The organism is Arthrobacter sp. 210 2 (genome assembly GCF_059093025.1).
In genome coordinates this window covers 889094-911998 of the sequence record NZ_JBNHIE010000001.1, presented here as the reverse complement: position 1 = coordinate 911998, position 22905 = coordinate 889094, and the positions used below count along the sequence as shown (strand labels likewise).

Below are 22905 nucleotides of genomic sequence, written 5' to 3'. Positions count from 1 at the left end.
CGAAAACGGCTGGAGCCGGGCCCATGGGCTCCGGCTCCAGCCGTTCGTTTCGATAAGTGCTGCTACGCCACTTCGGGCGGGAGCATCAGCTTGGCGCCGGGGATGGCGTTGAGCAGTGCCTTCGTGTACTCCTGCCGTGGTGATTCGAAGACTTCATCCGTGGAGCCGGTCTCCACCAGGCGCCCCTTCTCCATGACACACACGTGGTCCGCAATCTGCCGGACCACCGCAAGGTCGTGCGTGATGAAGAGATAGGTCAGACCAAGGTTCGCCTGGAGATCGGCCAGCAGGTTGAGGACCTGCGCCTGGACCAGCACGTCCAAAGCGGACACCGCTTCGTCACAGATGATGACCTCGGGATCCAGTGCCAGCGCGCGGGCAATGGCAACACGCTGCCGCTGCCCGCCGGAGAGCTCGTTCGGGTACCGCTGCATGGCGGACTGCGGCAGCGCCACCTGGTCCAGCAGTTCCCGGACCTTCTTCTCCCGGTTCGCCTGGTTGCCGATCTTGTGGACCCGCAAGGGCTCTTCGATGGTGCGGAAGATGTTGTACATCGGGTCCAGGGAGCCGTACGGATCCTGGAAAATCGGCTGCACGCGCCGTCGGAATTTGAACAGTTCCTGCGACTTAAGCAGCGAGGTGTCCACGCCATCGAACAGGATCCTGCCGTCCGTGGGCTTCTCAAGCTGGAGCACCATCTTGGCCACCGTGGACTTGCCCGAACCGGACTCCCCCACAATCGCCGTCGTGGTTCCACGCTGGACGTCAAAGCTCACGCCGTCCACCGCCGCGAAGTCCGTCGCCTTCCCGAAGCCTTGGCGGAGCTTGTACACCTTCCGCAGGTCCTGGATCTGCAGGACGTTATCCGCGACGGCAGTCTCGGCAGCGGGAGCCAGCAGGTCCGCCGTCTCCACACCCTGTTCCTTGGCGGCCTGGATGCGCCGGCTTGCCAGGGACGGTGCCGACTCGACAAGCCTCCTGGTGTAGGGGTGCTGCGGGTTTCGCAGCAGTTCCAGCGACGGTCCTGCCTCCACCACCCGGCCCTGGTACATCACCACCACCTTGTCGGCGCGTTCTGCCGCCAGCCCCAGGTCGTGGGTGATGAGCAGCACCGAGGTGCCCAGGTCGGTGGTCATGGTGTCCAGGTGGTCCAGGATCTGCCGCTGCACCGTCACGTCCAGGGCCGATGTCGGCTCATCGGCGATGAGCAGCCGCGGCTGGCACGAAAGGCCGATGGCGATCAGGGCACGCTGGCGCATGCCGCCCGAGAACTCATGCGGGTACTGGTTGGCACGGCGTCTGGCGTCCGGCAGGCCTGCCTCGGACAGCACCCGGGCGATGTCCTCCGGTCCGCTGGGCCGCCCGTTGGCACGCAGGGTTTCCCGGACCTGGTAGCCGATCTTCCATACCGGGTTCAGGTTGGACATGGGGTCCTGCGGCACCATGCCGATGGTGTTTCCGCGCAGTTCGATCATGCGCTGCTCGCTGGCATGGGCGATGTCCTCGCCGTCGAGCAGGATCTGTCCGCCGGACACCCTGCCGTTGTTGGGAAGCAGTCCGATGGCCGCGAGTGCAGTGGTGGATTTACCGGAGCCGGACTCCCCCACAATCGCCACCGTTTCGCCGGGCATGATGCTCAGGTGAGCATTGCGGACCGCCTGGACGTCGCCTCCGCCGGTCTTGAACGTGATGGCGAGGTCGCGGATTTCCAGCAGCGGCCTGACGCCCGTGGTGCCGGCTTCATCGATGCGGACTTCTGGAGTTGTCATCTCTTTATCTCTCATCGCTGACGGCTCTTGGGGTCGAGGGCGTCACGGACCGCGTCGCCCAGCATGATGAAGCTCAACACCGTGATGGACAGTGCAGCAGCGGGATACAGCATGATCTCCGGGCTGGTCCTGATGGACGCCTGCGCACCGGCGATGTCATTGCCCCAGGACATGATGCTCTGCGGCAGGCCGATACCCAGGAAGGACAGGGTTGCCTCGGCCACGATGAAGACACCCAGTTCCAGGGTGGCCAGCACGATGATCGGGGCGAGGGCATTTGGCAGCACGTGCCGCACCAGCGCCCCGAATTTGGAGACGCCCAGCGCACGGGCAGCGGTGACGAAATCCGCGTTGCGCACTTCGATCACGGCGCCACGGGTGATGCGCGCCATCTGGGGCCACGCCAGGAGCGAGATGACAAACACCACCGTCCACACACTCTTGTTCTCGCGGAACAGGGGCAGCTGCGTGATGACCAGCGCGCCCAGGATCAGCGGAAGGGCGAAGAAGATGTCACCGAGGCGGGCGAGCACTGAATCGATCCAGCCACCGTAGTAGCCGGCAAGTGCACCAATGGTCACTCCAATCACCAGCACGCACAGCACCGAGAGCACACCCACGGACATGGATGCCTGGGTGCCGTGGATCACGCGTGAGTAGACGTCGCAGCCCTGGAACGTGAAGCCAAACGGATGGCCGGCGGTGGGTCCGCCTTCCGAGTTGGCCAGTTCGCAGCCGGCATTCGGAGCTACCGAGGTGAAGAGTCCGGGGAACAGTGCCACCACGGTGAGGGCAAGGATGAGCAGCGCCGAGATGATGAACAGCGGACGACGGCGAAGCTTGCGCCATGCGTCGGACCACAGGCTGAGCGGTGCCTGGTCAGTCTTGACGGCGTCCGTTGCCAGCAGCGGGGTTTCGTCAATGGGCGCCACGAAGTGGCTGTTGTTACTGGTCATAGCGGATCCTCGGGTCAAGCCAGGCGTACAGGAGATCGACGAGCAGGTTGGCCACCACGAACACCAGCACCAGAACGCTGACGATGGAAACGATGGTGGGTCCCTCGCTGCGGAGGACTGCCTGGTAGAGCTTGTTGCCGACGCCCGGCACATTGAAAATGCCTTCGGTCACGATCGCGCCGCCCATCAGTCCGCCAAGGTTGGCGCCCAGGTAGGTCACCACCGGAATCAGCGAGTTGCGCAGGATGTGGGCCAGGACCACCCGCGGCCGGGACAGGCCCTTGGCCGTTGCGGTCCGGACGTAGTCGGCATTCATGTTTTCGCTGACCGAAGCGCGGGTCAGGCGAAGCACGTACGCAAAAGACACCAGCCCCAGGACCACCGCCGGCAGCAGCAGGCTGCCCCAGTCCGCATTGGCACCCACAGTGGGTTTGGCCCACCCGAGCTGGACACCGAAGACGAGCTGGAATACGAAGCCAAGGACGAACGTGGGGACGGCGATCACCACGAGGGACGCCACCAGGACGGTGGAGTCGAACCAGCCGCCGCGGCGCAGCCCGGCGAAAACGCCGAAGGCAACACCGAAAATGGCCTGGATGGCCAGGGCTTCTATGGCCAGCATCGCAGTTACGGGGAACACTCGGGCAAGGCTCGCGGCGATAGGCTGCCCGGTGAAATCGTTGCCGAGGTTAAAGGTGAACAGGTTCTGCAGGAAGAGGCCGTACTGGACCCAGAACGGCTCGTCCAGGTGGTACTGGCTGCGCAGGGTATCGATGACGGCTTGCGGTGGCTGCCGGTCGCCGAAGAGCGCCGCAATGGGGTCGCCGGGCAGGGCGAACACCATGTAATAGACCAGAAGCGTGGTGCCGATGAAGACGGGGATCACCTGGAGCAGTCGGCGCAGGATAAAGCGGACCACGGGATCACCAACCTTCCGGATGGGAAGTAAACAGGTTCATGGGTGCCTTCCTGCCGTTGCAAGCCAATGGGGGCCCGGCCGTGACCGGACCCCCATCTGCCTGGCGGCAAGTTAGATCTGGGACTACTTTGCCGTGATGTCGAAGTAGCGGATGCCGCCGTTCCAGCCGGTCTCGGCCTTCACAACGTTGTTGCTCCAGACAATGGCGCGTGCCTGGTCCCAGAGCGGCAGACCCGGAAGGTCCTCAAAGAGGATCTCCTGTGCCTGGTTGAACTTCGCGTTGGCCTCGTCCGTGGACTTGGCGGCGAGGCCTTCCTGGAGGAGCTTGTCGAACTCAGGGTTCGTGTACTTCTCGTAGTTGGAAGAGGCGTTCGTGGCCCAGATCGGTCCCAGGAAGTTGTACAGCGACGGGTAGTCACCCTGCCAGCCGGCGCGGGTCAGGCCCGGGAGCTCCTGGGACTTGCGCAGGTTCAGCACTTCGGCGAACTTGGCGAAGGGCTGGATTTCAGCCTCGATGCCGAGGTTGTTCTTGAAGCCGTTGGCTACGGCGTCGATCCATTCCTTGTTGCCACCATCGGTGTTGGAGGCAATCTGGAGCGGCTTGGAGTCGTCGTACGGCTGGATCTTTTCAGCCTGTTCCCACAGGTCCTTCGCCTTGGCGGCGTCGAACGTAAGAACTTCGCTGCCCTTGATCCCTTCTTCAAACCCTTCGATAACCGGCGGGACGAAGGCCTTTGCCGGGGTGCGGGTTCCGTTGAAGATCACCTTGCAGATTTCTTCGCGGTTGATGGCGTAGGAGAGTGCCTGGCGGCGGAGCTTGCCTGCTTCACCCTGGAAGTTCGGGTTGTAGCCCGGGATGTTCAAGGTGGAGTTGGTGGCAGTCGCCTTGGTGGCGTTGCGGTCCGGGAAGTCCGTGGTGTAGGTCTTCAGTGCGTTGGACGGGAGAACATCCGTGACATCCAGGTTGTCGGACTGCAGGTCGGTGTAGGCCGGGCCCGGATCGGTGTAGAACTTGAAGTTCACGCCACCGTTCTTCGCCTCGCGGGGACCGGTGTAGTCAGGGTTCTTGACCAGGGAGATGGACTGGTCGTGGACCCAGGCACCCTCTTTTTCCATCTTGTACGGGCCGTTGCCCACCGGATTCTCGCCGAAGGCCTTCGGGTCGACCAGTGCCGCGGAAGGAAGCGGGAAGAAGGCGGAGTAGCCAAGGCGCAGCGACCAGTCAGCCTCCGGCTGCGCAAGCTTCACCGTGATGGTGGAATCATCGGTGGCAACCAGGCCGGACATGGTTTCGGCCGTGGGTGCAGGAGTGGTGGTCTTTTTGCCGTCAGCACTGGTTTCCTCGGTGACGGCGGAAACTTCCTCGTACCCGGCAATTGACTCAAAGAAGAAGCTGTTGATCTGCAGGTTCTTCGAGTTCGCGGCGAAGTTCCAGGAATCAACAAAAGTCTTGGCAGTGATTTCCTCGCCGTTGGTGAACTTTTGGCCCTGCTTGACCTTAATGGTCCAGTTCTGGGCGTCCGCGGATTCAATGGATTCCGCCAGGGCTTCGACCGGCTTGCCTGAGGCGTCGTACGTCCGAAGTCCTTCAAACAGCAGCTCCACCACCCGGCCGCCGTAGACTTCGTTGGTTGCGGCCGGCAGCAACGGGTTCTGTGGTTCGTTGCTGTAGGCGGTGATGACCTTGTTGGGATCGCCGGCGGTGTCGCCGCCCCCTTCGGTGGTGCCGCCTCCAGCGCCGCACCCGGTCAGGGCCAGCGCGGCAATTGCCACGATGCCCAGTGCTTTGGAAGTGCGCGTGAAACGCATTCCGCCTCCTATGAGTTGTGGGAGATATCGAGGGGAATCTTGTGCTTCCCCGTAAGCCCGGCACAGCGTTTTACTGTGACGCAACTTACATATAACGAGTAGCCTAACCGCACGAAGTCCAGATACTGGTACTCCGTTGCCAAACCGTGACCGGGTCACTCCGACGTGATAGCCGGTGAACGGAAGTTGTGCAAGTCACATGCTACTCGCCGGTAGCTCCGACGGCGAATCGGGCGTGGCGAGTCCCACAAGGCCCCCTGCAGGGTGCTGCTGGAAGCACAAGCCACTAGGAGGCCAGGCGCCACTCCCACACGTTCCACCAGACACCAAGGGGTCCGGAGCTCGATTTCACTCCGGTGATCCGGGGGCCGAATGCGGTGGTGCCAATGGTTTGGTACAGCGGGAGTCCGTAGGCGTTCTCCCAGATGCGTCGGTCGATCTCAGCAAGTAGTTCGTCCTGTTTGCCAAGGTCCGTGGTCCGGGCCAACTGTTCCATGGCCTTGTCCGCGTCGGCGTCGGAAAATCCGTTGAAGTTGCTGCCCGAGCCGGTGCGGAAGATCTGGGGAACCCGGCTGACTCCGGCCCCGGTTCCGATCCAGCCCAGCAGCGCAGCGTCATGACCTGACCCGCCCAGGGACTTTGCCCAGTCAGCACTGCTTTGCCCGCCGTCGACCACTTGGAACCCGGCCTGGGCCGCCGAGTCCCTGATCAGGGCAAAGGCTTCAGCGCGGTTGGGATTGTCCCTGTTGTACAGGATTCTGACCGTGGGGGTGTCGCCGTCCAGGAGCGCCCTGGCAGCCTCGATGTCCACCTCAGGGAAGTCGGAAGATCCGTTGTTCTTCACCGTGTCCGGGTATTTAGGCTGCGCCGGAAGGAAGACGTGGGAATCGAGCGGTTTGGCGTCGGGAACCAGGTCTCCCACGACGGCGTCAACGATCGCCTGGCGTGGAACTGTCTTCAGGAAAGCCTCGCGGACGTCTTCCTGGGCAAAGGGGCCGGAGAAATTGAGGTCCAGGTGGTCGTAGCCGGACTGGTTGTACCGCTCCAGGGTGTTGCCCTGCTCGGCGAGGCCAGCGAAAAGATCCTCCGTGCCGGCGGACGGCTGCGGCGAGATGATGTCCACCTGACCGTTCCGGAGGGCGTCAACCGCAGCAGGGAGGGCACCCGTGAAACGGATGGTGATTTCATCGAGCCAGGGTTCGGCTCCCCAGACGTAATCGCGGTTGCGGACGAGCCTCATGGAAACCTCAGGAACAATGTCCCGCACAATGTAGGGGCCGCTGGAGAGGTAAAGGGCCGGATCATCCGGAAGGGACTTCGTGTCGAAGCCGGAGTTCCAGAAATCGGCCACCCTCTTCAGCTCAGCGTTGACGGCAGGCTTTTCGGGGTCGCCCCGGGGTGAGTCCTGGATGAGGTCAATCAGGTCCTCTTCATCATTCAGCCCGCTCTTCGCGGCAACGACGTGCGCCGGCAGCCCGACGTCGAACGCGACTTCCCAGTCGGCGTACGGCGTGGCGTACTCCAGGGTGATGGACCGCCGGTCGTCCCCGAGCTCGGGCAAGACTGTGCCTGCCAGGCCGCTGGTGTCCGAGGCGACGGAGAAGTACCTGGTTCCTGCTCCCGTCATGGGATCGGCATCGTCAAAGTAACCCGAACCGGCCGCCCAGCTCAGGAGCAGGTCCCCGGCGTCGATCGCTTCACCGTCGGACCATTTGACGCCCTCATTAACGGTGTACCTCACCTTCAACGGCTCGTCGGAGACCTTCTCGAACCGCCCGAACTTGTCGTTGCGCACCACGGCGGCGCTGTCATCCAGGTAATAGAACCCGGAGTGGGTGATGTAACCGACCTTGGAGTTGATGTCCGTGTTGCCGTCGGCGCTGTAAGGGTTGAAGGACGAGAACGCGTTGACCTCGGCAACAGTGGCGACACCGCCCCGCTTGGCCTCCCCCACCACAACGGGCGTACTGCCGCCGGCTCCGGAGCAGCCGGAGAGAACCAGCGCAGCCGCCACCGCCGCGGTGATGTAGTGCATCAGACGCCTGACCGGCATGCCGCCTCCTCGTGTTTTCCCTCCGGGAGGGGGACCTGGAGTCGCCAGGATCACGCCCTCCATAGTCAGGATAAGGTGTCCGCCCAGTCCGACGGTGAACCGGCTCAGACGTTAAAGCGGAACTCCACCACGTCGCCGTCAGCCATGACGTATTCCTTGCCTTCGATCCGGACCTTGCCGCGGGACTTTGCTTCAGCCATGGAGCCTGCATCCACGAGGTCTTCGAAGGACACCACCTCGGCCTTGATGAAGCCGCGCTGGAAATCGGAGTGGATCACGCCGGCGGCCTGGGGAGCCGTGTCGCCCTGGTGGATGGTCCAGGCGCGTGCTTCCTTTGGCCCTGCGGTGAGGTATGTCTGCAGCCCAAGGGTGTGGAACCCGACGCGTGCCAGCTGGTCCAGCCCTGACTCGTCCTGGCCGTTCATCTCCAGCATTTCGCGGGCTTCTTCCTCGTCCAGTTCCACGAGGTCGGATTCGAGCTTGGCGTCAAGGAAGATGCAGTCAGCCGGGGCCACCATGGCCCGCAGTTCCTCCTGCTTTTCCGGGCTGCCCAGGATTCCTTCGTCCGCGTTGAACACGTAGATGAAGGGCTTGGCCGTGAGCAGGCTGAGCTCCTTGAGGTGCTCCATCTCCAGCTTGTCGCTCTTGATGGACGAGTAGATGGTGTCGCCGCGTTCCAGCACCGCCTGGGCATCCTTGATGGCGGCAAGCTCGGCGGCTTCCCGCTTCTTGATCTTGACCTCTTTTTCGATCCGGGGAATAGCCTTCTCGATGGTCTGCAGGTCGGCGAGGATCAGCTCGGTGTTGATGGTTTCCATGTCCGAGCGGGGGTCCACCTTGCCGTCAACGTGGATCACATCGGGGTCGTCGAACACCCGCACCACTTCGGCGATGGCTTCGGCCTCGCGGATATTGGCCAGGAACTGGTTGCCCAGCCCTTCCCCTTCGGATGCGCCCTTGACGATGCCGGCGATGTCCACGAAGGAGACCGCGGCCGGCAGCACGCGCTGCGATCCGAAGATGCCGGCCAGCTTGTCCAGCCGCGGGTCCGGCAGGTTCACGACGCCCACGTTCGGTTCGATGGTGGCGAACGGATAGTTCGCGGCCAGGACCTGGTTGCGGGTAAGCGCGTTGAAGAGAGTTGATTTGCCGACGTTGGGCAGTCCGACGATGCCAATAGTAAGAGCCACGAGCATTGATTCTACCCGCAGGGCACCCGCGGCCTGTACCGGCGGATGTCATTGCCCCGGATTGTCAGAGCCCCATGCAACAGTGAGGGCATGGATGTTTTTGCGTTGATTCTTGCCTTGTTCATGCTGCTTCTGGGTGCCTTGGCCGGTGCTGCAGCCACCTATTTTGCACTGCGGAAGAACTCGCATGCCCTTGAGGCGGATTTCGACGCCGTCTCATCCCGGCTGTCCGAGGTCAGCGCGCAGTTCGCCGCTGCCGACGCCGAGCGCCGGCTTTTGGCCGCACAGAACCGGGAGCTGGGCGAGGCACGGACGCAGGACGGGAGCGTGCTCCGCGCCCTTGCACCGGTCGCGGAAAAGCTCTCCGCGGTGCAGCAGCAGGTGGCGCTGCTGGAACGTGACCGGGTGGAGCAGTATGGCCAGCTGGCGCAGCAGCTCCAGGAAGCCAGGCTCTCGGACGAACAGCTGATCAGGTCCACGCATGCACTGGAATCGGCCCTGCGGTCCAACAGTGCGCGCGGCCAGTGGGGCGAGGTGCAGCTGCGGCGCGTGGTGGAAGCCTCCGGGATGCTGCGGCACGTGGATTTCGTGGAACAGGTCCACAGCGCCGGTGGTGATTCCGCGGTCCGTCCCGACCTTGTGGTCCAGCTCCCCGGCGACAAGCAGCTGGTGGTTGATGCCAAAGTTCCGTTGTCGTCCTATCTGGAGGCCCAGGAACTGGGAGCGGCCGACGCCCGGCACGGGCAGCAGGGCATGACCACCGCAATGGACCGCCGAAACCAGCAATCGCTGCTGGCAGCGCACGCGAAGGCGCTCCGGGCCCACGTGGACTCACTCAGCAACAAGAAGTACTGGGATATCCCCGGCAACTCCCCCGAACTGGTGATCTGCTTCATCCCGGCCGAGTCCATCCTGGCCGCGGCTCTGACGGCAGACGCGGAGCTCCTGGACCACGCCCTGTCCAGGAACGTGGTCCTGGCATCACCCAGCACCCTGCTGGCCGTCCTGAAGTCGGTCGCCTTCACGTGGCGGCAGGACGTGCTGACGGACAGCGCCCGGGAACTGTTCGACCTGGCGAGGCAGCTCTACGACCGCATGGGAACACTGGGCGAGAACGTCACCAAGCTGGGATCATCGCTGAAAACCTCGGTGGACCGCTACAACGCCATGGTCGGCACGCTGGAAGCACGGGTCCTGCCCACGGCCCGGAAGCTGAACACACTGGAAGAGTCAGGTTTGACCGCCCCGCCGGCTGTGGAGGTCACGCCACGTGCTCTCGCGGCCCCGGAACTCCAGCACGACGAGGCAGCCGCCTAGGACGATACATCCAGGACGGGGGCACCGCTGCCGGAGTAAACCCGGCGGCGGACGGCGTCAGCTGCGCGGCCTGCGCCCGCCGAGCGCGCGGCTGACGTCACCGGCCTGCTTCAGGGTCGCGCGGAGCTCCTTGGGCAGCGAGAAGAGAAGGTCTTCCTCCGCTGTGACCACTTCCTCGACGGTGCCGTAACCGTAGTCGGCCAGCAGCCGCAGCACGTCCTGTACCAGCACCTCCGGCACTGATGCCCCGGACGTCACGCCCACGGTGGCCACGCCTTCGAACCAGGCTTCGTCCACCTCGTTGGCGAAGTCCACCCGGTAGGAAGCCTTGGCCCCGTATTCAAGGGCCACCTCCACGAGCCTGACGGAGTTGGACGAGTTCGCCGAGCCAACCACGATTACCAGGTCCGCCTGCGGCGAGATCTTCTTGATGGCCACCTGCCGGTTGGTGGTGGCGTAGCAGATGTCGTCGCTGGGGGGATCCTGGAGGGTAGGGAACCGCTCCTTGAGCAGCCGTACGGTCTCCATGGTCTCGTCAACACTCAGGGTGGTCTGCGAAAGCCAGATGACCTTTTCGGGATCGCGGACCGTGACCTTGTCCACCTCGTGGGGGCCGTTGATGATCTGGATGTGCTCCGGCGCTTCGCCTGCTGTCCCTTCGACTTCTTCATGGCCGTCGTGGCCGATGAGGAGGATGTCGAAGTCGTCCTTGGCGAACCGGACTGCCTCCTTGTGAACCTTGGTCACCAGCGGGCAGGTGGCATCGATGGTGCGCAGTCCCCGTTCCTCGGCTGATTCCACCACGGCTGGAGAAACGCCGTGGGCGGAAAAAATGACCAGGGCACCCTCGGGCACTTCGTCGGTCTCGTCCACGAAGATTGCGCCTTTTTCCTCCAGGGACGTGACCACGTGGACGTTGTGCACAATCTGCTTCCGCACGTACACCGGAGGACCATAGTGTTCCAGCGCCTTCTCAACGGCGATCACCGCGCGGTCAACACCGGCGCAATAGCCGCGCGGAGCGGCCAGCAGCACTCTCTTGGTTCCTGCGACGGGGGCTGCCGCTGCTACTTCCTCAGGGGAGCGGCGCCTACGCGGGATGGTGGGCATCGAAAGGGAAACAGCTGAGGAGGTCATTTCTCCATGCTACCGGGTTGCCCGCGGCCGCCTTCGCGATGAGATTCCGGCCACAATGCCCAGGAGCAGCAGCAGCCCGCCGGTGATGGCTGCGCCCGCCGTCCATGCCGCGAAGTCAGCGTTGGCTGCGGCCACGAACTCATCCCGGAACATGTTGGCAACCTCATTTCCGGTGTCCGCGGCCAGCGCCTGGGCCGCACCCACCTGCGCGCCCACCGCCCAGAGACCCGCAAGCAGCAGCCCGCCAATTCCGGCGCCCACCAGCACGGTCCAACGCCGTCGTGCCGCCACGAGGGCCAGGAGGAAGGCGATGCCTGAACCGACGGCGAGCATGTAGCCCATGGGGGCATAAGTGGCCAGCCGCTCGGTCCACTCCCGTTGTTCGGGCTGGCCAACGTTGATCAGCGTTTCCCCCGGCGGATCGAGTGGAAGGCCGGTTGCCCGGGAAATTTCCCCGGCACCCAGCGCCACCAGCGGGGCCACGTCAAGAGTCAGCGAGGAGACGGAACCGGAGGGGTCAGGCTCCGCCGCGGCCGGCGGGAAGCTGAGGCGGTGGCTTTTGCGCAGTGTTTCCTCCCAGGCGGCGGGGTATCCCTGGAGCCCGGACAGCGACGTGGCCGCATCCTCCAGCACTGGCTGGACCAGATCGGACAGGAAGCCCGGAACTGCGCTGGTGTCGATGGTTCCCACGGCCGCAGCGGCCAGCTGCTGCTGGAATTCGGCGTTTCTTCCCAGGGGCGCCGCCAGCCCTACAAAGCCGTCCTCCTGGACGATGCTGCGGTCAAGCCAGATGGCCGGAACAGCAACGGCGGCCAGCAGGACACCCAGCACGGTGGCGACGGCGGAAACGAAAGTGCGCACAGCAGATCCTTCGGGTTGATGGCGGTAGATCCATCCTAGGCAAGGATCCTGGCCGGGCGCTGTCAGTCCCGCGTGCTACAGCTTATGGATAAGGTTGAATAACCGCCGCACAACAGACGAAGGACCCCATGCCCGCAGCTCCAGCCCCGCAAGGGCGTTTGCATGTCTGACCAGGCTTCCCTTCCCGGCACCGCGCCCTCCACACTGCCCGCCACCGCTGCTGAAACTACCCCGGACAACCCGTGGCCGCTTCAGTTGCTCTCGCAAAAGCTCAAGGCCCACATCGACAGGACACCCTCGGCGTGGGTGGAAGGCCAGGTCATTGAACTGAACCGCCGCGGTACCAACGCCTACCTGACGCTGCGGGATGTTGATGCCGAAGTGTCCCTGCCGGCTTCGGTCTGGACCAAAGTACTGGAGCGCCAGAATCTGCCCCTGGAACGCGGATCACGCGTGGTGGCCCTGTTGAAGCCCGAGTTCTGGATTAAGACCGGACGGTTGAACATGCTGGTCAGGGACATCCGGCCGGTGGGCCTGGGTGACCTCCTGGCCCGGATTGAGAGGCTCCGGCAGGCCTTGTCCGCGGAGGGAATTTTCGCCGATTCCCGCAAGAAGCCACTCCCCCTGTTGCCACACCGCATCGGCCTTATTACCGGCCGGGATTCCGACGCCAAGAAGGACGTCCTGCGGAACGCTGCCCTGCGTTGGCCTGCGGTGGAGTTCGAAATCCGTGAAGTGGCGGTCCAGGGAAACACTGCCGTGTCCCAGATTGTCCGTGCCCTGCGGGAGCTCGACGCTCATCCCGTGGTGGACGTCATTGTCATCGCCCGCGGCGGAGGCGCACTTGAGGACCTGTTGCCCTTCAACAGCGAAGAGCTGGTCCGTGCTGTGGCGGCAGCAGCCACCCCTGTGGTGAGTGCCATCGGGCACGAAGCCGACCGGCCGCTGCTGGACGACGTTGCAGACTTGCGGGCGTCCACCCCCACCGACGCCGCGAAGCGGATTGTTCCGGAAGTTTCCGAGGAACTGGCGGGCGTGCGGCAGGCGCGGGAACAGCTGAGGCGCTGCATGGAGCGCATGGTGGACCGTGAAACGGACCGGCTCGCGTCGCTTCATTCCCGGCCGGTCCTGGCGTCACCGGAGGCACTGGTAACCGTCCGCAGTGAGGAAATTGAGCGGCTGCTGAGGCGGTCTTCCGCTGCCGTGAACTCCACGGTGGTACGCGCCGCCGATCAGCTGGAACACCTCAAGGCACAGGTGCGCGCGCTGTCGCCGCAGAAGACGCTGGACCGGGGGTACGCCGTCGTCGAACTCGCCGGGCAGCAGGCAGGACCGGCAGCGGTCGCCGGGCACGCAGTGGTCCGCCGCCCGGCTGATGCACCGGCCGGTTCGCCGCTGTCCATCAGGGTGGCGGAGGGCCGCTTCGGTGCAACCTCCACGGGCGCAGGCGCATCCACTGATTCTGGCCAGGACAATCCGAACAACGGGAGAACCGCATGAGTGAGCAAAAGCCGGACGCCGGCACCGCAGGCCTGAGCTACGAGGAGGCCCGTGAGCAGCTCATCGCCGTCGTGGGCAGGCTCGAGGCCGGAGGTGCCAGCCTCGAAGAGTCGCTGGCGCTGTGGGAACGCGGTGAAGCCCTGGCCGCACGCTGCGAGGAGTGGCTCGAGGGGGCACGGAAGCGGCTGGCCGCCGCCCGCGACCAGCCGCTGTAAACGGAAGCCATGCCGGGTAACGCGGAACCAGCCCGGTTCCCGTAACCAGCCGGCAGGGGCTCAGGACCGGAGAATCAGCTCCCGCTCGGTGGAGACGTCAAACTCGGCCTTGGGCCATTCCAGGTTCAGTTCGGCAAGGGCACCCAGCAGCAGCTGCTGCACGGCGATCCGGGCGTACCACTTCTTGTTGGCCGGAACCACGTGCCATGGCGCATCCCTGGTGCTGGTCTCGTCAATGGCGTCCTGGTAGGCATTCATGTAGTCCTCCCAGAAGGCGCGCTCGTCGAGGTCGCCCCGGTTGTACTTCCAGTGCTTGGCGGGGTTGTCCAGCCGGGCCAGCAGCCTGGCCTTCTGCTCCTCGCCGCTGATGTAGAGCATCACCTTCACCACTTTGGTCCCCGAGTCGGTGAGGCGCGTCTCGAATTCGTTGATGGCCACGTAGCGGCGCTTGATCTCGTCGGGGCTGGCCCAACCGTGCACCCGGTGGATCAGGACGTCCTCATAGTGGGAACGGTCGAAGACCCCCACCATGCCGGCCGCCGGCACTTCCTTCTCGATCCGCCAGAGAAAGTCATAGGACTTCTCCTCGTCCGTGGGCGCCTTAAAGGCCTTGAACTGGACGCCCTGCGGATCCATGGCGGCCATGACGTGCTTGACGATCCCGCCCTTGCCGGCGGTATCCATGGCCTGGAGGATCAGCAGGATCCGCTTGCGGCCGCCAAAACGGGACTCGGCGAACAGCTTTTCCTGCAGTTCGGTGAGCTCGTCGTCCATGTCGGCCAGCAGCAGCCTGCCGTCCTCCTTGGAGCCGGTGTAGCCGGGAGTGGAATCCGGATCGACGCCGGACAAGGAGAACCCGTCCCCTACCCGAAGGGTTTCAGAAGGATGCTGATCGAAGCGAATGACGCCGGCCATGGGAATTCCTTTCCGCGAAGTGCCACGGGGCTCAAGCGCCCGTGAGCACAGGCTAGTTCCCCTGGTACCTGCTCAGGAAGTCCCCCATCCGGCCCACTGCCTCTTCGATGTCCTTGACGTTGGGCAGCGTGACCATGCGGAAGTGGTCCGGACGGACCCAGTTGAAGGCCCGGCCGTGGGATACCAGGATTTTCTGCTCCCTGAGGAGGTCCAGGACAAATTTCTCGTCATCGCGGATGTGGTAGACCTCAGGGTCAAGCTTCGGGAAGAGGTACAGGGCGCCGCGTGCCTGCTGGGTGCTGACACCGGGGATGGCGTTCAGCATGTCGTAGGCCTTGTTGCGCTGTTCCAGGAGGCGGCCGCCGGGCAGGATCAGGTCGTTGATGCTCTGGTACCCGCCCAGGGCGGTCTGGATGGCGTGCTGGGCCGGCACGTTGGCGCACAGTCGCATGTTGGCCAGCAGGCTGATGCCCTCCAGGTAGTCGGCCGCATCCTTCTTGGGTCCCGAGATGGCCATCCATCCGGCGCGGTAACCGCACACCCGGTATGCCTTCGACAGTCCGCTGAAGGTCAGGCAGAGGACGTGGTCACCGGTCAGTTTGGCCAGGTTCACGTGGACCGCATCCTCGTAGAGGATCTTTTCGTAGATCTCGTCAGCGAAGAGCACCAGGCCATGTTTCTCGGCAAGGGCCACGATGCGCTTCAGCGTCTCTTCGGGGTACACGGCGCCGGTGGGGTTGTTCGGGTTGATCACCACGATGCCCTTGGTCCGCGGCGTGATCTTGGCTTCGAGGTCTTCCAGGTCGGGCTGCCAGCCGGAGTCCTCGTCGCAGAGGTAGTGCACCGGCTTTCCGCTGGCCAACGCCACCGAGGCGGTCCACAGCGGGTAGTCGGGGGTGGGGATCAGGACTTCGTCGCCGTCGTCAAGCAGGGCCATCAGGGACATCGTGATGAGTTCACTGACGCCGTTCCCCAGGTAGATGTCGTCCACGTGGATGTTCTGGATGCCGCGGGTCTGGTAGTACTGCGAGACGGCAGTCCGGGCGGAAAAGATGCCCCGCGAATCGCTGTAGCCCTGGGCGTGGGGCAGGTGGCGGATCATGTCCACCAGGATGGCGTCGGGCGCTTCGAACCCAAACGGCGCCGGGTTGCCGATGTTCAGTTTGAGGATCCGGTGCCCCTCTGCCTCCATCTGCTGGGCCGCCTGGAGGATCGGTCCACGAATGTCGTAAAGGACGTTGTTGAGCTTCGTGGACTGCCTGAATTCTGCCATCCCTCAAATATGCCACAGGAAGGATGTGTCACCCGTGAGACCTCGCCCACACACGCACGACGGCGGCTGCCGGACTTTTCGAAGTCCGGCAGCCGCCGTCGTCATCACCTAAATACAGCGCCGTGACGGGCGTTCTACTTCAGAATGCCCTTTTCCTTCAGCCAGGCTTCGGCTGCTTCCTTGGCACCCTGCTTCTGGCTGCCGCTGACCGCACGGTTGAGGTTGATCAGGTCCTCTGTGGTGAGGATCCTGGACACCGAGTTCAGGGCTTCCTTCGCCTTGTCCGTCATCTTGGCCTCGTTGTACAGCGGGATCACCTGCTGGGCGATGAAGTTGTTCTTGGGATCCTCCAGGACCACCAGGTCGTTGTCCGCGATGGACGGGGTGGTGGTGTAGATGTCCGCCACCTGAACCTGGTCTTCCAGCAGCGCCTTAAGGGTCACCGGACCGCCGCCGTCGCTGAAGGGCTCCAGCTTCTTGGGCTCGCAGTTGTAGTTCTCCTTCAGGCCGGGCAGCCCATAGGCACGTTCAGCAAACGTTGCCGGAGCACCCACCACAATCTCACTGCAGACCTTGGCCAGGTCCTCGATGGACTTCAGCTGGTACTTCTCCGCCGTTGCCTTGGTGACAACCATGGCGTCCTTGTTCTCCGCCTTGGAAGCTTCCGCAACCGCAAGTCCGTCGGGCAGCTTGTCCGGCAGCGCACCGGCGATGTCGTCCGCCGATTCCTCGGTGGCTTCCTTGTCCACGTGGAGCAGCAGGTTTCCGGTGTAGTCCGGAACCACATCCACCGAACCGTCCTGGACAGCCTTGAAGTACACCTCACGGGAGCCGATATTCGGCTTGGTGGTGGCCGTGAGTCCTGCCGCGTTCAGCGCCCCGGCGTACAGTTCGGCGACGATCTGGCTTTCCGGGAAGTCCGCCGAGCCCACCACGAGGGACGTTGCCTCGCCCGAGCCGCCTGCGCTGGTGGCCGGCGGATTGCTCAGGGGATCGGAACCACCGCAGGCGGACAGCGCCAGTGCCACGCCGAGCCCGGCGGCCAGCCCGCCCAGGGCCCGCCTGCCGAAGAGTTGGGGACGGCTTTCATTCATGACTTACCTCCTTGTACAACAGCCTCCGCGATTACGGGGTCTGTGAGATCGACCGCAGCCTGCTGGCTGCGGCGTGACTGCTTCGAGGCTCCCGATGCGAGGAAGAGCCTCTGGAAGAGGGACAGCACGAGGTCGACGGCGATGGCCAGGGCTGCGATCAGCAGGGAACCTCCCAGCATCTGCGGGAAGTCGCTGAGGACAAGGCCGTCGAAGAGGTAGCGGCCAAGGCCGCCCAGGTTGATGTAGGCAACGACGGAGACGGTGGCGATGACCTGCAGCACGCCGGTGCGGAAGCCGCCGAACATCACGGTCAGCGCGTTGGGCAACTCAGCGCGGAACAGGACCTGGAGTTCGGTCATTCCCATGGCCCGGGCAGCGTCCACCACGTTGCGGTCCACGCTCGAAATTCCGGCGTAGGTGCCCGCGAGGAGCGGCGGTACGGTGAGGATGACCAGTGCCCAGACCGGGGGCATCAGGCCGATGCCGGCAAGCAGGACGAAGAGCGTCAGCAACCCGAGGGTGGGCAGGGCGCGCAGGGCCCCTGCGAGTGCAACGATGGCCACCCTCCCCCGGCCAGTGTGGCCGACGTACAGGCCAATGGGGACGGCGATTGCGGCGGCAATGAGCATGACCAGGCCGGTGTACTGCAGGTGCTCCGCGAGCCGGGCGGGAATGCCGGCGCTGCCGGTCCAGTTCTCCGGGTCGGCGAGCCATGCGAAGGTGTCGGTGAAGACGCTCATGCGTTGCCGCCTCCCGTTTTCGGTGCGGAAAGACGACGGGCGGCGGAAGCTTCCCCTGGTGCGTTTCCGCCGGCCAGTTGCGGTGTGCGCCGCTTCCCGGCGCTCTCCCACGGCGTGAGGATCCGCTCCAGGAGGACCAGGAGGGCGTCCATCAGCAGTGCCAGGACCAGGATGGCGATGATCCCCACCACAATTTCGGTAACAAAATCCCGCTGCAGGCCGGACGTAAAGAGCATCCCCAGGTTTCCGATGCCCAGCAGGGCTGCCACGCTGACCAGGGAGATGTTGCTGACGGACACCACCCGAAGGCCGGCAAACAGGACCGGGAGAGACAGCGGCAGATCCACCTGCAGGAACCGTGCCAGCGGCCTGTACCCCATGGCGACCGCAGCCTGGCTGACATCCTCACTTACTGAGTCGAAGGCGTCCAGGGCTGCACGGACCAGCAGTGCGACGGCGTAGATGGTCAGTGCCACCACCACGTTCAGCGGGTCCAGGATCCGGGTGCCGAGGATGGTGGGCAGGATGATGAACAACGCCAGGGACGGGATGGTGTACAGGAGCGAGGAGGCCGTCAGCACCACCGAGCGGAGCGTGCGGTTCTGCCGGGCCAGCTGCGCCAACGGGATGGAGATCAGCAGTCCCAAAACCATGGGGACAAGGGCGAGCAGCATGTGCTGGCCCGCGCGTTCCAGGACCATGCCGCTGTTCGCCAGGAACCACTCCATCAGAGTGCAGCCTGCCGTATCTGGCGTGCCTCTTCAATTAGGGCCAGGACTTCGCCGCCGCGGACCACGCCCAGGACTTTGCCCTCGGAATCCACTGCCACGCCAAGGCCCGACGGCGACGACAGGGCTGCATCCAGCGCCCGGCGCAGGCTCTCGCCCGGCCGGAACAGCGAGCCGCCGGGGATCAAGCCGGCGTCGGTGCCCGGTGTCGCCCAGCCCAGGGGGCGCATGTCCGCATCCACCACAAGCTGCCAGCCGCCGGCGGCTGCGGGGTCGGATTCGTGGCTGGAGGGACCGCGGACGATGGTCGGCACCGGGTGGAGCGTAACGCCGTCGGACGGGGTGAAGCCGAGGTGGCGGAAACCGCGGTCGCGCCCCACGAAGGAGGCCACGAAGTCGTTGGCCGGGGCACGCAGGATCTCCTCCGGCGTGGCGTACTGGGCGAGCCGTCCGCCGACTGCGAAGACAGCCACTTTGTCCCCCAGGACGGTGGCCTCATCGATGTCATGGGTAACGAAGACGATGGTCTTGGCGAGGTCCTTCTGCAGCCGCAGCAGTTCCTGCTGGAGTTCGTCGCGGACCACAGGGTCCACAGCACTGAAGGGCTCGTCCATGAGGAGGACGGGTGGATCCGCGGCGAGGGCGCGCGCGACGCCCACACGCTGCTGCTGTCCGCCGGAAAGTTGTGCGGGGTACCGCTTGCCCAGATGGCGGGCCAGCCCCACCACATCCAGGAGTTCCTCGGCCCGTCTGCGGGCATCGGACTTTGATACGCCGTTCAGGCGCGGGACGGTGGCGATGTTGTCCACCACCGAGCGGTGCGGCAGCAATCCGGCGGACTGCATCACATATCCCATGGACCTCCGCAGCTCTGCTGCCGGCACCGAGGTGACGTCCTTGCCGCCAACAGCGATGGTGCCGGACGTGGGTTCAACCATCCGGTTGATCATGCGTAGCGAGGTTGTCTTGCCGCAGCCGGAGGGCCCTACAAAGACCGTGATGGAGCCCTTCCCAATGGACATGGAGAGGTCATCCACGGCCGGCTGCCCGCCCTGGTACTGCTTGGTCACGCTCTGAAACTCGATCATCGCCTGGTCCATGGTGCGGACTTACCTGTTCTGCTCGGACGGCGCGGGAAGCACCGCCACATTGTCATCAGCACGCTGATAGTTACGGTAGCCCAATCCTGGGCCGCCATCACCAGCAGCGGCACCAATTCCGGGCAAAGGAATCCCTACTGTGACCATTCGGAGCCGCGGGCGGCCCGGATGGGACGCCGTCCGGGGATGCGGGACCGGCAGGGCAGGGAAGCACTGAGCCGTCGGGGGCATACCGGCCTAAAGTGGGAGCGTGACCAACTTGGAGATATCACCCCAGCAGGAAGTCTGTCCGCCGGCGAGCGCCGAGGGAAGCCCGGGGCCGTGCCTGCAGTTGTGGCCGGAACGGGAAGTGCCGCTGGGTGGTGTGCGTGCCATGAATGTCCAGCGGACGCTGCCGCAGCGCGGCCTGCCCACCATCGGGGCGTGGTGCTTCCTGGACAGCTTCGGGCCGGACCGGACGGCCATGTCTGTCCTGCCGCACCCGCATATCGGCCTGCAGACGGTGACCTGGCCTTTGGCCGGCCACATCCGCCACCGGGACAGCGTGGGCAGCGATGTGGTGGTCCGTCCGGGGGAACTGAACATCATGACGGCGGGTCACGGCGTGTCGCACTCGGAGTTCGCGGTGCTTCCGCCTGCCGGGGAGGAACTGCCTGTGCAGCGGGGCCTCCAGTTGTGGGTGGCGCTTCCGGATGGGGAACGGCACCGCCGGCCGGCCTTCGAACAGCACCGGGCACTGCCCCAGGCCAGAGGGAAAGGCTATACCGCCACCGTGATGGTGGGTGAGCTCGCGGGAGTCGCCTCCCCGGCCACCATGTACTCGCCCATTGTGGGAGCGGACGTTTCCTGTGAGGGGGCGGCGCTGCTGCCGCTGAACCCGGACTTTGAACACGGCATCCTGGTGCTTGACGGCGGCCTGGCGCTGGACGGCCAGGAACTTGCCCCGGGCCCGCTCGGCTATCTGGGCACCGGCCGGCAGGAACTCCAGGTCGAGGCCCTGCCCGGTACGCGCTTCCTGCTTATCGGCGGCGAGCCGTTCGAGGAGGAGCTGTTGATGTGGTGGAACTTCGTGGGCCGCACGCACGAGGAAGTGGAACAGGCCCGGGATGCCTGGGAAGCCCAGGACGGCGTGCCGGACGCGGAGGCGGCTGCCGCCCGCTACGGCCTGGTAGCGGGCCACGGTCCTGACGCCGGCGCCGAAGCCGGACGCATCCCCGCTCCCCCGCTTCCCGGTGTCCGGCTGACTCCCCGGAAACGCTCTGTCTAAACAGCGGGTCTAAACAGCGCGGCCAGTGCCGGCCGGTGCAGCAAACAGTCAGGCCGGCTCCGCCACCAGCTGCAGCACGCCGAAGACCGGTTCCTGGTCCAGCACCCGGACGTCCGTTACGCCGGCGCTTTCGAGGTGCCGGCGGAAGGACTCCTGGAGGGGTGCCACGTTCATTCCCAGGCCGCCGCCCAGGATGACGGGGCCGGCGATCCGCAGTTGGTCCAGGACCTGGAGCGCCAGGCCTGCCAGGTCCCGGCCGGCCTGGTCGAGCATTGCCTGGCTCGCGGGGTGTCCACCGGCTGCGGCTTCCACCACATGCCGGGCCTGCTGGGCCCAGAAGCGGCGGCCGGTGTCCGGGGAATGGAACAGGGCAATGAGCTTGTTGGGGTGGTCCACACCGCAGGATTGCAACAGCGCGGAGGTGAGCTGGTCGGCCGGCTGGCCCTGGTTCATCTGCCGGAGGCTGTAGCGCACCGCTTCGCGGCCCAGCCAGTAGCCGCTGCCTTCGTCCCCGAGCAGGTAGCCCCAGCCGCCCGCCCGGGCCTCATCGCCGTCGGAGTTCCTGCCCCAGGCGGCGGAGCCGGTGCCGGCGATCACCGCCACCCCGGTGCTTGCGTGCCCGGCAGCGAGCAGCAGGCGCGAATCATGCACCACGGTCACCCGGGCGCCGGGAACATGCGGCTGGATCAGCGAGGCAAGGGCTGCGGCGTCCTCATCCGTGTCGATCCCGCCGGATCCTGCATACACCTGGGACACGCTGCCACCGCCGATCCGGGCGAAGAGGTCGGCGATGTTGCGCGCGGCCTCGTCGCGGGTGACGTTCTGCACGTTGGAGCTGCCTGCGGATTCATCGGCAACGGCGATCCCGTCCTCGAACCGGATGCCGTGGGTCTTGGTGCCGCCGATGTCCAGCCCAATAATGACACGGGCGGGCGGACGTGCTGTGGATGGTTCGGCGGGACGTGCGGTGGGGTTTTCGGTGTTGGTCACGTCACAAGGGTACTGGCCGCGAAGGGGCCGGTCCTCCGGGGCTGGACCGCCGCCGCCGGGAATCGCGTCCTCTTGCCCTGCCCGTCAGCCGGTCCGCTGCCTGGCCAGCCCGGCCAGCAGCTGCGGGCCCTCGGCAACCACCATCTCCCGGAAGAGCCTGACCTGGACCGGTTCGGCATCGGGCTTCCTGCGCCGCCAGCTGATGCCCACCTCGCGGAAGGCCAGGGCTGAATCAAGGGGAACTTCCACCCAGCCCAGGTTTCCCGTCTCCGGGCTGACGGTCCGGCCCGGCGCGTCGCCCCCGGGCGGCAGGATGCTGACGCCCAGCCCCGCGGACACCAGCCCGCGGATGGTGTGGGAGTCCTGGCTTTCGAAGGCGATGCGGGGCCTGTATCCCGCTTCGCGGAACAGCGCGTCGGTCAGCGATCGCATGCCGTACCCGGGCCCGAGCGCCACAAAAGGCTCTGTCCTGATGTCGGCCAGCCCCGCCGTCGTCCGTCCAGCAAGGGGGTGACTGTGATGGACCACCAGGCGCAACGGCTCGCGGTACAGCGGGGAGGACTGCAGGTTCCTGCCGGCCGGCGCCACCGGGGCGGTCAGTGCCAGGTCCGCCCCACCGGTTGCCAGTTCCTCCAGGCAGGCGTTCCGGGAGCCCTGGCTCAGGGTGAAGACGGCGCCCGGGTGGCGGCTGCGGAACACACTGATCAGCAGCGGAAGGGTTGCCTCGCCAAACGTGTGCTGGAAGGAGACTGAGATCCTGCCCCGGACCACCTCCGATTCGTTGCGGACCAGGTCCAGCCCGGCCTGGAACTCCGCCAGGGCCTGCTCGATGTACGGCAGCAGGGTACGGGCAGCGGGAGTCAGCCGGACGCCCCTGCCGTCCCTCACCAGGAGTTCGGTGCCGACGACGGCGCTGGCCCGCGCGAGTGCCCTGCTCACCGTGGACTGGGGTACTCCCAGCAGTTCCGCCGTTTCCGTTACGTGCTCCGTGCGCCCCAGCTCGGCCAGCACGGGAAGGAGGGGCAAGAGCTGCATGAGTTGCTTGTGGTCTGCTTCCATGGCTTGGCCTCCC

The 22905-nt window shown here is 65.2% G+C and carries 20 protein-coding genes; 4 read left to right on the top strand and 16 right to left on the bottom strand.

Translation table 11 applies throughout. The features are described from left to right. Positions 1–62: 62 nt before the first annotated feature. From AC5RWA_RS04355 to ychF, 6 genes are all read right to left on the bottom strand, one after another. A complete protein-coding gene (locus tag AC5RWA_RS04355; RefSeq protein WP_494056673.1) occupies positions 63–1769 on the bottom strand; it encodes a dipeptide ABC transporter ATP-binding protein in 1707 nt (568 codons plus the stop codon). Positions 1770–1780: 11 nt separating this feature from the next. After that, positions 1781–2725 (bottom strand): ABC transporter permease, encoded by a 945-nt coding sequence (locus tag AC5RWA_RS04350; protein ID WP_079597343.1) that lies wholly within the window; start codon positions 2723–2725, stop codon positions 1781–1783. After that, entirely contained in the window at positions 2715–3644 is a 930-nt protein-coding gene (locus AC5RWA_RS04345; protein WP_275727720.1) for an ABC transporter permease, read from the bottom strand. Before AC5RWA_RS04345 ends, AC5RWA_RS04350 begins: the two co-directional genes overlap by 11 nt. Positions 3645–3767: 123 nt before the next feature. After that, complete coding sequence (locus AC5RWA_RS04340; protein WP_494056672.1) at positions 3768–5453, bottom strand: peptide ABC transporter substrate-binding protein; 1686 nt, start codon at positions 5451–5453, stop codon at positions 3768–3770. A gap of 286 nt (positions 5454–5739) precedes the next feature. Then, positions 5740–7506, bottom strand: a complete 1767-nt coding sequence (locus AC5RWA_RS04335) for an ABC transporter family substrate-binding protein (protein WP_494056671.1) — start codon at positions 7504–7506, stop codon at positions 5740–5742. Positions 7507–7610: 104 nt separating this feature from the next. Beyond that, the gene (gene ychF / locus AC5RWA_RS04330; RefSeq protein ID WP_494056670.1) at positions 7611–8696 is read right to left on the bottom strand and encodes a redox-regulated ATPase YchF; all 1086 of its coding nucleotides are present in this window, start codon (positions 8694–8696) and stop codon (positions 7611–7613) included. A 90-nt stretch (positions 8697–8786) separates the two neighbouring features. Here ychF and AC5RWA_RS04325 point away from each other — a divergent pair, with 90 nt between their 5' ends. After that, complete coding sequence (locus AC5RWA_RS04325; protein ID WP_494056669.1) at positions 8787–10013, top strand: DNA recombination protein RmuC; 1227 nt, start codon at positions 8787–8789, stop codon at positions 10011–10013. 57 nt (positions 10014–10070) lie between these two features. On the opposite strand, the gene AC5RWA_RS04320 is transcribed toward AC5RWA_RS04325, so the two are convergent. Then, the gene (locus AC5RWA_RS04320) at positions 10071–11150 is read right to left on the bottom strand and encodes a 4-hydroxy-3-methylbut-2-enyl diphosphate reductase (protein WP_079597348.1); all 1080 of its coding nucleotides are present in this window, start codon (positions 11148–11150) and stop codon (positions 10071–10073) included. Positions 11151–11159: 9 nt separating this feature from the next. Then, a complete protein-coding gene (locus tag AC5RWA_RS04315; protein WP_494056668.1) occupies positions 11160–12011 on the bottom strand; it encodes a hypothetical protein in 852 nt (283 codons plus the stop codon). A 162-nt stretch (positions 12012–12173) separates the two neighbouring features. On the opposite strand from AC5RWA_RS04315, the gene xseA reads away from it, so the two are divergent. Then, positions 12174–13511 (top strand): exodeoxyribonuclease VII large subunit, encoded by a 1338-nt coding sequence (gene xseA / locus AC5RWA_RS04310; RefSeq protein ID WP_079597350.1) that lies wholly within the window; start codon positions 12174–12176, stop codon positions 13509–13511. Continuing rightward, entirely contained in the window at positions 13508–13726 is a 219-nt protein-coding gene (locus AC5RWA_RS04305) for an exodeoxyribonuclease VII small subunit (RefSeq protein WP_115525149.1), read from the top strand. Before xseA ends, AC5RWA_RS04305 begins: the two co-directional genes overlap by 4 nt. 60 nt (positions 13727–13786) lie before the next feature. Here AC5RWA_RS04305 and AC5RWA_RS04300 read toward each other — a convergent pair whose 3' ends face one another. The 6 genes from AC5RWA_RS04300 to AC5RWA_RS04275 all read right to left on the bottom strand — a co-directional run bounded on the left by AC5RWA_RS04300 (position 13787) and on the right by AC5RWA_RS04275 (position 19576). Further along, a complete protein-coding gene (locus AC5RWA_RS04300) occupies positions 13787–14641 on the bottom strand; it encodes a polyphosphate kinase 2 family protein (protein ID WP_494056667.1) in 855 nt (284 codons plus the stop codon). Between the two features lie 52 nt (positions 14642–14693). After that, positions 14694–15914, bottom strand: coding sequence for a pyridoxal phosphate-dependent aminotransferase (locus AC5RWA_RS04295; protein ID WP_079597353.1), 1221 nt, complete (start codon positions 15912–15914; stop codon positions 14694–14696). 134 nt (positions 15915–16048) lie between these two features. Beyond that, entirely contained in the window at positions 16049–17008 is a 960-nt protein-coding gene (locus AC5RWA_RS04290) for an ABC transporter substrate-binding protein (RefSeq protein ID WP_275724975.1), read from the bottom strand. Then, complete coding sequence (locus tag AC5RWA_RS04285) at positions 17005–17748, bottom strand: ABC transporter permease (RefSeq protein WP_115525152.1); 744 nt, start codon at positions 17746–17748, stop codon at positions 17005–17007. The genes AC5RWA_RS04290 and AC5RWA_RS04285 overlap by 4 nt, the downstream gene beginning before the upstream one ends. Continuing rightward, positions 17745–18476: an ABC transporter permease gene (locus tag AC5RWA_RS04280; protein ID WP_115525153.1), complete on the bottom strand. Its 732-nt coding sequence runs from the start codon at positions 18474–18476 to the stop codon at positions 17745–17747. The genes AC5RWA_RS04285 and AC5RWA_RS04280 overlap by 4 nt, the downstream gene beginning before the upstream one ends. Continuing rightward, entirely contained in the window at positions 18476–19576 is a 1101-nt protein-coding gene (locus AC5RWA_RS04275) for an ABC transporter ATP-binding protein (protein ID WP_494056666.1), read from the bottom strand. The genes AC5RWA_RS04280 and AC5RWA_RS04275 overlap by 1 nt, the downstream gene beginning before the upstream one ends. A gap of 250 nt (positions 19577–19826) precedes the next feature. On the opposite strand from AC5RWA_RS04275, the gene AC5RWA_RS04270 reads away from it, so the two are divergent. Further along, positions 19827–20843 (top strand): pirin family protein, encoded by a 1017-nt coding sequence (locus AC5RWA_RS04270; RefSeq protein WP_079597358.1) that lies wholly within the window; start codon positions 19827–19829, stop codon positions 20841–20843. Positions 20844–20891: 48 nt separating this feature from the next. On the opposite strand, the gene AC5RWA_RS04265 is transcribed toward AC5RWA_RS04270, so the two are convergent. Both AC5RWA_RS04265 and AC5RWA_RS04260 read right to left on the bottom strand, forming a co-directional pair. Continuing rightward, positions 20892–21833, bottom strand: a complete 942-nt coding sequence (locus AC5RWA_RS04265) for an N-acetylglucosamine kinase (protein WP_494056665.1) — start codon at positions 21831–21833, stop codon at positions 20892–20894. Positions 21834–21917: 84 nt separating this feature from the next. After that, a complete protein-coding gene (locus tag AC5RWA_RS04260; RefSeq protein ID WP_494056664.1) occupies positions 21918–22892 on the bottom strand; it encodes a LysR family transcriptional regulator in 975 nt (324 codons plus the stop codon). Positions 22893–22905: the final 13 nt, after the last annotated feature.